This window comes from Flavobacterium sp. N502536 (assembly GCF_025947345.1).
Classification (GTDB): domain Bacteria; phylum Bacteroidota; class Bacteroidia; order Flavobacteriales; family Flavobacteriaceae; genus Flavobacterium.
Map to the genome: position 1 here is coordinate 2,424,235 of NZ_CP110011.1, position 12,573 is coordinate 2,436,807.

Below are 12,573 nucleotides of genomic sequence, written 5' to 3' on the forward strand. Positions count from 1 at the left end.
GAGATGTTTTTTGTGAAATGTAAAATGTCAAATGTTTTCTGTGAGATAGGTAATCCTCATCTAACATTTCACAGAAAACATTTTACATTTCACACGCACTAGATGTAGATCTCTTTCCCCTGCTCGATAAACTCTTCTGATTTTTCCTGCATACCTTTTTCAGCAGCAGCGACATCACGAATTTCCTGAGAAATCTTCATAGAACAGAATTTAGGACCGCACATCGAACAGAAATGAGCCACTTTTGCACCATCGGCAGGTAGTGTTTCATCGTGGAATTCTCTAGCCGTATCGGGATCTAGAGCTAAGTTGAACTGATCTTCCCAGCGGAATTCAAAACGCGCTTTACTTAAGGCATTGTCACGGTATTGCGCACCCGGATGACCTTTGGCCAAATCGGCAGCGTGAGCAGAAATTTTATAGGTGATTACGCCGTCTTTTACGTCTTTTTTATTGGGTAAGCCAAGGTGTTCCTTCGGAGTAACATAACACAGCATCGCGCAGCCGTACCAGCCAATCATTGCCGCTCCAATGGCAGAGGTAATGTGATCGTAACCCGGTGCAATGTCGGTTGTTAGAGGTCCCAAAGTATAAAAAGGTGCTTCGTGGCAATGTTCCAGCTGTTTGTCCATATTCTCCTTGATCATATGCATAGGAACGTGACCCGGACCTTCAATGAAAACCTGAACATCGTGTTTCCAGGCAATTTTAGTTAATTCTCCCAAAGTTTCTAACTCGGCAAATTGAGCGGCATCATTGGCATCTGCAATAGAACCCGGACGTAAACCGTCGCCCAGAGAAAAAGCAACATCATATTGTTTCATGATTGCACAGATCTCTTCAAAATGAGTGTATAAAAAGTTTTCTTTATGGTGAAACAAACACCATTTTGCCATAATAGATCCGCCACGCGAAACAATTCCCGTAACCCTGTCGGCAGTTAAATGAATGTAACGTAACAGTACCCCGGCATGAATGGTAAAATAAGAAACACCTTGTTCTGCCTGTTCGATTAAAGTATCGCGAAAAACTTCCCAGGTTAGGTCTTCGGCAATTCCTTTTACTTTTTCCAGAGCCTGATAAATGGGCACGGTACCAATCGGCACAGGAGAGTTGCGAATAATCCATTCTCTGGTTTCATGTATGTTTTTACCCGTTGATAAATCCATAATGGTATCGGCACCCCAACGGCAAGCCCAGACGGCTTTTTCAACTTCTTCTTCAATGCTTGAAGTCACAGCGCTATTACCAATGTTGGCGTTTATTTTTACCAAAAAGTTACGACCAACAATCATAGGTTCGCTTTCAGGGTGATTGATGTTGTTTGGGATAATAGCTCTTCCGCAAGCTACTTCGCTTCGAACAAATTCGGGAGTGATTTTGCTTTTTGGCGTATTGGCTCCAAAACTATGACCGCCGTGCTGGCATTGCATGGCTTTGGTTTGTTCGTTTAAAAGCTCTATTCGCTGGTTTTCACGAATAGCAATATATTCCATTTCAGGAGTGATAATGCCTTGTTTGGCGTAATACAATTGTGTGACATTTGCTCCGTTTTTGGCTCTTTTAGGCTGATGCAAATATTCAAATCGAAGATGATTTAAACTTTCGTCTTTCAATCGGCTCTGTCCGTAATCGGAAGTAATTTCACTTAGGATTTCGACATCATTACGATCTAAAATCCATTGTTCTCTTAGTCTTGGAAGCCCTTTTCGGATGTCAATTTCAATATTTGGATCAGTGTATGGCCCTGAAGTGTCGTAAACCGTTACGGGAGGATTTTTTTCAATTCCGCCGTTTGAAAGTTTAGTGTCGCTTAGCAGCACTTCGCGCATGGCCACTTTGATAGGGTGAATTTCACCATTTACGTATACTTTTTTGGAGTTGGGAAATGGTGTTCTGGAAATTTGTTCTTCTGTAGTCATAGCTTGTAGTTGTATTTTGTGAGATGTGAAATGTAAGATGTGAAAATATAATTGTCGATTGTAGAGGGGCACGGCAGTACGCCTGCTTCTTACTTGACAATTGGAATTTGGAATTTAAAAAATTGGAATTTTAACCTCCCTGAGTAGCAGAAATAATTAGAATTTCGTCAGTTTCGGATACGAGTTGTTGGTTCCAGTTGGCTCTTGGAACAACAGTATTGTTGAGGGCAACGGCAATTCCGTTTTGTTTATTGGGAATTTCGAGATCGAGCAATGACTGAATGCTTAACGATTCAGCATTGAATTGTTTGATTTGTTGGTTGATTTTTAGTTCCATTCCTTTTGGGTTTAGTATGTAGTTATACTTTAGGAATGGCTGCAATTGCGCATAAAAATGCGCGCAGAAGTCATCTTACTTTTCCCTACGCTAGTGTGAGCTAGATCAGGTTCAGAGGGTAAAATCTCAGCCTACAAGTTGTAGACACCCCTAAAGTGTGAAGCAAATATATGTAATTTTTGTTTAAAAGTTTCAGGTTTCAAGTTTCATGTTCAAAAAAACTGAAAACTGAGACTGTGACTGCGACTAAAAGCTGAAGCTATTTCCCCTTTCGGATAAAGCAGTCTTCGACATGATCGTTAACCATTCCGGTGGCCTGCATATGAGCGTAAATCACCGTTGAGCCAACAAACTTGAAGCCGCGTTTTTTCAAATCTTTGCTGATTTCGTCGGAAAGTGGAGTTGTAGCAGGAACATCTTTTAAGGTTTTTGGGTTGTTGTCGATCGGTTTTCCGTTGGTGAATTTCCAAATATACTTGGAGAAGGTACCAAATTCTTCCTGTACTTTCAGGAATGCCTGTGCGTTTGAAACGGTAGCGCGAATTTTAAGTTTGTTGCGAATAATTCCGGTATCCTGTAATAGAGATTCTATTTTCTCTTCTGGGTACTGAGCAATTTTTTTATAGTCGAAAGCATCAAAAGCAGCTCTGAAGTTTTCTCTTTTGTTCAAAATGGTGATCCAGCTTAAGCCTGCCTGAAAGGTTTCCAGAATTAAAAACTCGAATATAGAAGGATCGTCGTAAACAGGAACGCCCCATTCTTCGTCGTGGTATTTTTTATATAAAGCACTGGAAGAACACCAGCCGCAACGTATTAGATTTTCACTCTCCATTATTTTTTGTGTTTGGGGTCTTCGTGTGCTGGATCTCTGTCTAAGTATTTCTTAATCAAATGATGTCCTGCATAAATCGCCGGTGTCAGTAAAACAGCAACTGACAGTTTAAAAATATAACCCGTTAAACCTGATGAAATGAAAGTATCAAAATCAATTTTTCCGGGCAACCAGAACGCAATTCCAAGTACAATAAAAGAATCGAATAATTGCGAGATTACAGTTGATCCGGTTGTTCTGAGCCATATTTTTCGTTCTCCGGTACGTCTTTTAAAAAACCAAAAGATCCAGACATCGATCAGCTGAGAAGCGATGAAAGCGATTAAACTCCCGACGATGATCCACATACTTTGACCGAAAACGGCACTAAATTGCTCGTCGTTAACAGGACTGATTCCTTTGGCAGCCGGAATAACAATGGCCATGAATAAGATTAGAAAGGCATATGCAATCAAACAGGCGGTTATAAAGGACAGTTTTTTCACTCCTTTTTCACCAAAATACTCGTTGATCAAATCGGTTGTTAAAAAGACAATAGGCCAGGGCAGAATACCAATGCTCATGACAAATGGTCCAATCTGAATTAATTTTCCTCCAATAAGTTCGGCTACAACAGCATTCGTGATAAAGATGCCGGCCAGAATTACAAAAACAATTTCTCTGCGGTTTTTAAACATGTGGTTTGGTTAATGATGTTTCAAATTTAAACTATTTCTCTATAACTTTTTAGCGGAATTTTTAAATTAAAGGGTAGTTTTTTAGAGGGGCTCAAAGTTAAAATTTTCAAATGAATACTGATTTTTAGTTACATTTGGGATAATAAACTATTTAAAACAAATCGACGATAATGAAAAAATTAATGACAATTTTTCTCATGGGAACAACCTTATTTGCGGCTAACGCACAGACCAATCCGTTGGTTCAAAAATGGACGGGCCCCTATGGCGGAGTTCCTGCTTTTAATGAGTATAAAGTTTCGCAGTTTAAACCGGGAATTGAATTTGCTATTCAGGAAAAACTAAGCGAAATAGATGCTATTGCTAACAATCCGAAAGCACCAACTTTTGATAATACAATTGCTGCGATGGAGCGTTCAGGTGCCACAATGGACCGAATTTCTGCTGTTTACGGAATTTACAGATCTAATTTAAGCAGCCCGGAATTTAGTGCTATTGACAGAGAAATGTCTCCTAAGTTTTCGGAGTTTAGTGATAAAATCAATCAGAATAAAAAACTCTTTACAAGAATTGAAACGCTTTACAATTCTAAGGAGAGTAAAAAATTAACCAGCGAACAACAACGTCTGATCTGGTTGTATTATACAAATTTTGTTCGTCAGGGAGCAAAATTAAATGAAGCGGATAAAGAGAAAGTGGCCGCAATAAATAAGGAGCTGGCGACACTTTTTACCCGTTTTAGTCAAAACTTATTGGCGGAAGAGCAAAATCAATATGTGGAATTAAAAACAGAAAGTGATTTTGACGGACTGCCTGAAGAGGTTAAGAAAGCCGCTATTGCTGAGGCCAAAGACAGAAAACTAAATGTTTTGGGTTGTATTGCTAATACACGTTCTTCAATTGAGCCTTTCCTGACTTTTTCTACACGCAGAGATTTAAGAGAAAAAGCGTTTGATATTTTTGTAAAACGTGGTGATAATGGAAATGCGAATGATAACAATTCAACATTAGTTTCTATTTTAGAATTACGAACTAAAAAAGCTAAATTATTAGGTTTCCCAACTTTTGCGCATTGGAGTTTGTCTAACAAAATGGCAAAGGATCCTCAAAAAACTTTAGACTTAATGCTTTCTGTATGGGAACCTGCAGTTGAAAAAGTGCGTGAAGATGTAGCAGAAATGCAAAAAATCGTAGATGCAGAAGGGGGTAAATTCAAAATTCAGCCATGGGATTACCGTTATTATGCTGAAAAAGTTAGAAAAGCGAAGTACGATTTAGATCAAAATGAAGTTAAACCGTATTTACAGTTAGAAAAGTTAAGAGAAGGAATGTTTTGGGTAGCGGGCGAATTGTTTAATTTGAGTTTTAAACAAATTTCAAATGTGCCGGTGTATCACCCTGACGTTCGTGTTTGGGAAGTAAGTAATAAATTGACAGGTAAAGCAGTTGGTTTATGGTATTTTGATCCTTATGCACGTGCAGGAAAACGTTCAGGAGCCTGGATGAATGCGTATCGCAATCAGGAGAGAATGGATGGAGAGGTGTTGACGATTGTGTCTAACAACTGTAACTTTATAAAAGGAGCTCCGAACGAGCCTATTTTAATCTCCTGGGAAGATGCTTCAACTTTGTTTCATGAGTTTGGACACGCGCTTCACGGATTATGTTCAAATGTAACTTATCCAAGTTTAGCAGGAACTTCTGTAGCTCGTGATTATGTTGAGTTCCCATCTCAATTATTAGAGCATTGGTTAGCGACTCCTGAGGTGTTGAACAAGTTTGCATTACACTACAAAACGGGTGAGCCGTTGCCAAAAGCTTTGGTGGACAGAATTGAAAGAGCAGCTAATTTTGGTGAAGGTTTTTCAACTGTAGAAACTATTTCGAGTTCTTTAATCGATATGAAGCTTCATTTGGCGACTACGACTATTGATCCTCATAAATTTGAAAAAGAGATTTTAGATGCGCTTCATATGCCGTCAGAAATTGTAATGCGTCATAGAATTCCTCAATTCGGACATATTTTCTCAGGTGACGGATATTCGGCAGGATACTATAGTTATTTATGGGCTGATGTAATCAATGCAGATGCTTACGAAGCTTTTACGGAAGGAAAAGGACCTTATGATAAAGCGGTGGCAAAACGTTTGTATGAAACTATTTTCAGTGTTGGAAATACGATCGATCAGGAGAAAGCCTATGAAAACTTTAGAGGAAGAGCTCCTAAATCGGATGCTTTAATGCGTGCCAGAAATTTTCCGATTAAGAGTAAGAAGTAATAATGTAATATGTTAGATGTGAACTGTGAGATGTGGATTGTAAAATGTACATCTCACGGTTTGCATTTTACTTTTCACAGTTTACATTTCACAAATCCACAATAACATAAAAAAAGCCCGAATAAATTAATATTCGGGCTTTTTAAATATTGAAATAATATATTAACCTAAAGTAACTCTTTTGAAACCTGTAATTTCAACATTGAATCCTTTAACATAATCACCAACTTTTTTACTGTCATCTTTGATAAAGTTTTGATCTAACAAAGCTTTTTCTTGATCTAAAGTAGTGTTGTCAGAGATGAAACGTTGAACTTTTCCAGGAATAATTTTATCCCAAATTTGCTCTGGTTTACCTTCAGCTTTTAATTCAGCTTTAGCATCTTCTTCAGCTTGTTTTAAAACTTCTTCAGTTAATTGAGAGAAAGAGATGTATTTAGGAACATTTTTTAAAGTTTTTCCTAAACGTTTTGCCTCTTCATTATCTTTTTCGATTACAGCAATACGAGCAGCAAGTTCAGATTCAACGAAAGCAGGATCAAAATCTTTGTAAGATAATGTATCAGCTCCCATAGAAGCAACTTGCATAGAAACATCTTTAGTTAAAACGTCAGCGTTAGGAATTGCAGCAGAAATTGCAGTTAATGCAGCAATTTTGTTAACGTGAACATAAGATCCAACGAAAGCACCTTCTAAAATTTCAAAACCACCGATTTCGATTTTTTCACCGATAACACCAGTTTGTTCGATTAATTTTTCAGCAACAGTAATTCCGTTGAAATCTGAAGCTAAAAATTCTTCTTTAGAAGAAAAGTTAATAGCTTTTTCAACTAAATCTTTAGCTAAAGTTACGAAAGCTTCATTTTTACCTACGAAATCTGTTTCGCAGTTTAAAGTGATGATAGCTCCTTTAGTGTTGTCTGCATTGATAAAAGAAACAGCAGCTCCTTCAGAAGACTCACGGTCAGAACGGTTAGCAGCAACTTTTTGTCCTTTTTCTCTAAGGATTTGGATCGCTTTATCGAAATCTCCTTCAGCTTCAACTAAAGCTTTTTTACAGTCCATCATTCCGGCACCTGTAGATTGTCTTAATTTATTTACGTCTGCAGCAGTAATTGTTGCCATAATATTTTGAATTTTAATGTTAAAAGTAAAAATTCCATCTTCTAAATTCTAAACTCCAATTTTATTAAATTATCAACATAACGTTTTTAATTTGTGTTTGGAATTTAGAATTTAAAATTTGGAATTTAAAATTTGATTTATTCTTCAGTTGCAGGAGCAGTATCAACAGCTGGTGCAGCTTCAACAGCAGCAGCAGTTTCTTCTGTAGCTTCAGTTTCTTTTTCAGAACCTCTGTCAGAAAGACCTTCGATTACAGCAGCAGTTACTAAAGATAAAATTTTGTCAATTGATTTAGAAGCATCATCATTTGCAGGAATAACGTAATCAACCTCTCTTGGGTCAGAATTCGTATCAACCATTGCGAAAACTGGAATGTTTAATTTTTGTGCTTCTTTTATTGCGATGTGTTCAGCTTTGATATCTACTACGAACAATGCTGCAGGTAGTCTAGACATATCAGCGATTGAACCTAAGTTTTTCTCTAATTTAGCACGTAGACGATCAACTTGCAAACGCTCTTTTTTAGATAACGTCATGAAAGTACCATCTTTCTTCATTTTATCAATAGAAGACATTTTTTTAACTGCCTTTCTGATAGTAACAAAGTTAGTTAGCATTCCACCTGGCCATCTTTCAGTGATGTAAGGCATGTTTGCAGCTTTTGCTTTATCAGCAACGATGTCTTTTGCTTGTTTTTTGGTAGCTACGAATAAGATTTTTCTACCTGATGCAGCGATTTTTTTCAAAGCTTCGTTAGCTTCTTCAATTTTTGCTGCAGTTTTATATAGATTGATAATGTGAATACCATTACGCTCCATATAAATGTAAGGGGCCATATTTGGGTCCCATTTTCTAGTCATGTGTCCAAAGTGAACACCTGCTTCTAGTAAGTCTTTAACTTCTATTTTGTTTGCCATTTTTGTACTAGTTTACGTTCTGTTGATTAGCAATGTGTTTTTTTGGCTTTAGGCGCTAAGCATTAAGCTTCCGACTTCAAGACTTTTAACCCATTTAGATGCTAAACTATTTCCTACCTCGATAGGAGAGCAACAACAACTGTGTTTTTTAATTTCAATAAATAATTGATGGTGTCCTGTACCAAATGCACAAGACAGGTAAATATTAACGTTTAGAGAATTGGAATCTCTTACGAGCTTTCTTCTGACCGAATTTCTTACGTTCAACCATTCTTGGATCTCTTGTTAATAAACCTTCTGGTTTTAAGATAGCTCTGTTTTCGATGTTCACTTCACACATTACACGTGCTAATGCCATTCTTACAGCTTCTGCCTGACCAGTTGAACCACCTCCGTAAACGTTTACTTTTACATCAAAGTTACTTGCATTTTCTGTCATAGATAATGGTTGTAAAACTTTGTATTGTAAAGTTGCAGTTGGAAAGTAAGTTGCGAATTCTTTTTTGTTTACAGTGATTTTTCCTGTTCCTTCAGAAACATATACACGTGCAACAGCGGTTTTTCTTCTACCGATTTTGTGAATAACTCCCATTACTTAAGATCGTTTAGGTTAACAGTTCTAGGTTTTTGAGCTCCGTGAGTATGCTCAGCACCTACAACAACATTTAGATTTCTAAAAAGTTCAGCTCCTAATTTGTTTTTAGGTAACATTCCTTTTACAGCTTTTTCTACTAATAATGCAGGATTCTTAGATTGCAATACTTTAGCAGTTAAAGTTCTTTGTCCTCCTGGGTAACCTGTATGACGCATGTAAATTTTGTCATTCATTTTTGTACCTGTAAGGTTAATTTTTTCTGAGTTGATAACAATTACGTTATCTCCACAGTCAACGTGCGGTGTGTAACTTGGTTTGTACTTACCTCTTAAGATCATTGCAACCTTTGAAGCAAGACGACCTAAGTTATGACCCTCAGCATCAACAACAATCCACTCTTTAGTTACAGTGGCTTTGCTCGCTGAAATTGTCTTGTAGCTTAATGCGTCCATAATATTATTTTAATTAAACATTCCATCCCCAATAAAGGGGATGCAAAAGTACAATTAATTATTTTAAAACCAAATACCTGAAAAGAATATTTTATCTGCTGAAAATCAGGGCATCAGTTTTTGATTTAAAACAATTAAAAAAAACCGCCTTCACAATAACGCGAAGGCGGTTCAATATTTAGAATTGTTTTGTACTAAACAATAAATAAATTTGCAATATCAACCACTTGTTGTGTTGTAAGTGGCTCATCATAAGCTTCTGACCCTGCGGAAGCTCCAAATGCGGCGGCGGTATTAAATCCTGCCTGCACCGTAACTCCTTCGCCATTGTAAACCGCTTGAGTTGCTTCGGGCATTCCTGCTCCTCGCTCGCTATTCGAAATCCATCCTTTTAATCCTCTTAAGCGTCGTACTTCAGAAGCATGGCGGGCTTCTACGGAGTGAATTTGTAAGGCAGCAGTCAATAAATCGGGAGTTGTGATTAAATTTGCAGCCTGACCTTTGTAGGCTCTAACGCCCGTATCTTCAAAGGCTTGTGCCAATGCTAAAAAGGTTGGGTAGTCATGAAATGGATCAAAAGCGCCTCCTACGGTAAAGTCAAAAGTAGGTTTGGGAACAAAGTTCGCACTCATCGTACCTCCTAATCCTTTGATTAAAAAAGCAACGTGATCGGACTCGTGTGCTGCTATTTGTTGGAAAACTTTCAAATCGCGTCCGCCATTTTCTGATGCCGGGATTACTCCGAAATCTAATGCCATGGCATAAAATTCGTTTTCCAGGTATTCTAAAGTTAAGGCAAATTGCAAAGCTCCAATGGGAGTTGCAGGTGTCGCTGTAATGTCTTTTGCCAATGCTTTATTGGCCATTGCAGATAATCCAAAAGGGATGGATGCGTAAGCCAGTGTTTTTCCAATACTTCCAAACTGATTAAAACTGTCTCTTCTTGAACCAGTGCTTCTCATCAAGCTATCATCAGTAAACGTTTCTATAAATTTTAAAATATTCATAATTTCTAAGTTTTAGCTTGTTAAGATTAAGGTAAGTATTTGGCTGTGAATTTTGTGGTAATGAAACCTCCTGCAATAGGTAGAATTTTTGAAGGATCTTGTGCAACATCCAAACCTGTAGTTGCGTTTACAACATCATCGCCGGCAAAATCCTTAGAGTTCGGATTAATTAAGCTTCTGATGGCCGAGGCATGTCTGGCTTCTACCGAAACAATTTTTCCAGCTAAAAGCAGGTAATCAGCACTTTTAATTAATTTCCCTGCTCCGTTATAAGCAGCTACTCCGGTATCTTCGAGCGCTTTTGCGGTAGCAAGAACTTCGGTACGGCTGTTGAAATTTAAAGAACCATAATTAAAAGCTAAGGAGGGAAGCAGTTGAGAGCTTGGGTCAGGAAGCGCTCCGGTTAAAGCGGCTTTGAAAAAATCTCTGTGAATAACTTCGTGATGGTACAAGTCTGTTAATACCTGTCGTTCGATAGGATTAAAAGTGGCATTAAAGTTTGCTGCGTTTACAACCTTAGTATAAAAGTCGGCTTCCAGCTGTTCTAAAGCATACGCATAGGTTAATACTCCAAAATCACCGGATCCTAAATCAAAGACGCCGTTTCTGATTCCGGGTAACGTAGTGTCTTCCATTTCGTTATCATTGTCATTATCACTGCAACCGGCCATAATCAAACCGGCACCAACTAATGTAAGACCGCTAAGCTTAAGAAAGCTCCTTCTGTTATTCAATGAAGGGTCAACTTCATGAATTTTAACTTCGTTTTTCATAATCAAGGACTTTTAAAAGGTTAATAACATGTATTAAGGTATTAACGAAATTTTAGGACTTGCGGTTTTAGAAACGAAGCTTATTTTAGTTTTATTTAAAAAACACGCTGAAATTTTAAATAGGATCACGTGTTTTTTGTTTTATTTTAGGTAATTCTACTATATTTGTATTAATTACATAAAATTTATTTTTAAATGAAAGCTAAAGCAACTCTAAAACAAATTGCGAAGGAACTGGGTGTTTCTGTATCGACTGTTTCTAAGGCACTGAATGATAGCCCGGAGATTAGTGAGCAAACAAAGGTGAAGATTAAGGAGTATGCCAAACTCAAAAATTATAAGCCCAATGTTATTGGTTTGAATCTGAAGAATCGTAAAACCAAAACAATAGGAGTAATTATACCTAATATATTAAACTCCTTTTTTGCAAAGGTTTTTAGTGGTATCGAAAAAGTAGCAGATAAAAAAGGATATAATGTAATCACTTGTATTTCGAATGAATCTTTGGAGAAAGAAGTGCATACACTTGAAATGTTAAGCAACGGAACGATTGACGGGTTTATCTTATCAGTATCAGAAGAAGCGCAAAAATTAGAAGACTATGCTCACTTTTCGGCTATCATTGCTGATGGAACACCTATCGTGATGTTTGACAGAATAGCTGATGGGGTAGAATGTGATAAAGTGGTCGTAGACGATTTCGATTCGGCCTTAAACTCAACACAACATTTGATTGATTTAGGCTGTAAAAACATTGCACTGATTTCTTCGGTAGACAATTTAAGTGTTGGAAAATTAAGAGCCGATGGTTACTTAAAAGCGTTGAAAGACAATAATATTCCGGTAAACGAGAATATCATTCTTCGTACCGACTCAGAAGAGGATATGAAAGCTAAAATTGACGCCATTTTTGAACATAAAGTAGATGCTATTTTTGCTTTGGATGAAAATGATTCGGTGGCTGCTTTACGTGTAAGCTTGAAAAAAGGATATAAGGTTCCCGAAGATATTTCGATAATCGGTTTTGCTGATGGAATTCTGGCTTCAAGACGTTTGTCGCCAAGTTTAACGACAGTAAGTCAGCATGGAATTGAAATTGGTGAGGTGGCTGCCCGACAGTTAATCAAACGTTTAGAGGAGTCGGAAGAAGAAACCTCCGATTATGAAACAATCGTCATCAAAACAAAGTTGAAAGAACGGGAATCAACCAGAAAATCTAAATAATAAAGAAAAACCATCAGCTGAAACTGATGGTTTTTTTATGTTTAAAATAAAAGTAAAAGAATAAATATCGTTAGAAAAAATAATAGTATTCTGAATTTCTTTTGTTGTTCTGCTTTACGCAAATACCCCTCTTTTTCTAAATCCCAGGCGAATATAATTTCTATAAGTGTTTCTCCTAAATTAAATATAAAGTCAAAGATGCTATAGCTTTCTTTGGAAATTTTTAATGCCTCAAGATTTTCCTTTTTCTTTTCTATATATTTAGCCTGATCTATTAATTTAAAATTGATTTTTCGGTTGTAGAGTTCGTCAATTGCCAATTTGTATGCCTGAGGATTCCATTTTTTTGGAGCTCCTGCTATCGCCAGTAATTCTTTTGTTGTTCGGGTTTTAATAGGCGGCTTAAAATTGTCTTTCATATGAATCTGACATA

Annotated in this window: 13 protein-coding genes and 1 riboswitch; of the genes, 2 read left to right on the top strand and 11 right to left on the bottom strand. The window is 37.2% G+C overall.

All coding sequences use genetic code 11. From position 1 onward, the window contains the following. Positions 1 to 98 precede the first annotated feature (98 nt). From thiC to OLM61_RS10590, 4 genes are all read right to left on the bottom strand, one after another. Positions 99 to 1,922 (bottom strand): phosphomethylpyrimidine synthase ThiC, encoded by a 1,824-nt coding sequence (gene thiC / locus OLM61_RS10575; RefSeq protein WP_264526295.1) that lies wholly within the window; start codon positions 1,920 to 1,922, stop codon positions 99 to 101. Positions 1,923 to 2,052: 130 nt separating this feature from the next. Further along, a complete protein-coding gene (gene thiS, locus OLM61_RS10580; RefSeq protein WP_264526296.1) occupies positions 2,053 to 2,259 on the bottom strand; it encodes a sulfur carrier protein ThiS in 207 nt (68 codons plus the stop codon). 65 nt (positions 2,260 to 2,324) lie between these two features. Further along, positions 2,325 to 2,421: riboswitch (TPP riboswitch) on the bottom strand. Between the two features lie 97 nt (positions 2,422 to 2,518). Further along, positions 2,519 to 3,091, bottom strand: a complete 573-nt coding sequence (locus tag OLM61_RS10585; protein ID WP_264526297.1) for a DNA-3-methyladenine glycosylase I — start codon at positions 3,089 to 3,091, stop codon at positions 2,519 to 2,521. Then, a complete protein-coding gene (locus OLM61_RS10590) occupies positions 3,091 to 3,768 on the bottom strand; it encodes a queuosine precursor transporter (RefSeq protein ID WP_264526298.1) in 678 nt (225 codons plus the stop codon). The genes OLM61_RS10585 and OLM61_RS10590 overlap by 1 nt, the downstream gene beginning before the upstream one ends. Positions 3,769 to 3,938: 170 nt before the next feature. Here OLM61_RS10590 and OLM61_RS10595 point away from each other — a divergent pair, with 170 nt between their 5' ends. Continuing rightward, complete coding sequence (locus tag OLM61_RS10595; protein WP_264526299.1) at positions 3,939 to 6,047, top strand: M3 family metallopeptidase; 2,109 nt, start codon at positions 3,939 to 3,941, stop codon at positions 6,045 to 6,047. Between the two features lie 162 nt (positions 6,048 to 6,209). Here the strand turns inward: OLM61_RS10595 and tsf are convergent, their stop codons facing one another. The 6 genes from tsf to OLM61_RS10625 form a co-directional block, all read right to left on the bottom strand. After that, positions 6,210 to 7,172: a translation elongation factor Ts gene (gene tsf, locus OLM61_RS10600; protein ID WP_264526300.1), complete on the bottom strand. Its 963-nt coding sequence runs from the start codon at positions 7,170 to 7,172 to the stop codon at positions 6,210 to 6,212. Between the two features lie 137 nt (positions 7,173 to 7,309). Beyond that, entirely contained in the window at positions 7,310 to 8,089 is a 780-nt protein-coding gene (rpsB, locus tag OLM61_RS10605) for a 30S ribosomal protein S2 (RefSeq protein ID WP_264526301.1), read from the bottom strand. A gap of 205 nt (positions 8,090 to 8,294) precedes the next feature. After that, a complete protein-coding gene (gene rpsI / locus OLM61_RS10610; protein WP_017497947.1) occupies positions 8,295 to 8,681 on the bottom strand; it encodes a 30S ribosomal protein S9 in 387 nt (128 codons plus the stop codon). Beyond that, on the bottom strand, positions 8,681 to 9,136 hold the full coding sequence (gene rplM, locus OLM61_RS10615; protein ID WP_026983738.1) for a 50S ribosomal protein L13: 456 nt from the start codon (positions 9,134 to 9,136) through the stop codon (positions 8,681 to 8,683). The genes rpsI and rplM overlap by 1 nt, the downstream gene beginning before the upstream one ends. Before the next feature lie 194 nt (positions 9,137 to 9,330). After that, a complete protein-coding gene (locus OLM61_RS10620) occupies positions 9,331 to 10,143 on the bottom strand; it encodes a ferritin-like domain-containing protein (RefSeq protein ID WP_264526302.1) in 813 nt (270 codons plus the stop codon). Between the two features lie 26 nt (positions 10,144 to 10,169). After that, complete coding sequence (locus tag OLM61_RS10625; protein WP_264526303.1) at positions 10,170 to 10,916, bottom strand: ferritin-like domain-containing protein; 747 nt, start codon at positions 10,914 to 10,916, stop codon at positions 10,170 to 10,172. Positions 10,917 to 11,111: 195 nt separating this feature from the next. Here OLM61_RS10625 and OLM61_RS10630 point away from each other — a divergent pair, with 195 nt between their 5' ends. Beyond that, complete coding sequence (locus OLM61_RS10630; protein ID WP_264526304.1) at positions 11,112 to 12,140, top strand: LacI family DNA-binding transcriptional regulator; 1,029 nt, start codon at positions 11,112 to 11,114, stop codon at positions 12,138 to 12,140. Between the two features lie 41 nt (positions 12,141 to 12,181). Here the strand turns inward: OLM61_RS10630 and OLM61_RS10635 are convergent, their stop codons facing one another. Next, the gene (locus OLM61_RS10635) at positions 12,182 to 12,559 is read right to left on the bottom strand and encodes a hypothetical protein (RefSeq protein ID WP_264526305.1); all 378 of its coding nucleotides are present in this window, start codon (positions 12,557 to 12,559) and stop codon (positions 12,182 to 12,184) included. Positions 12,560 to 12,573: the final 14 nt, after the last annotated feature.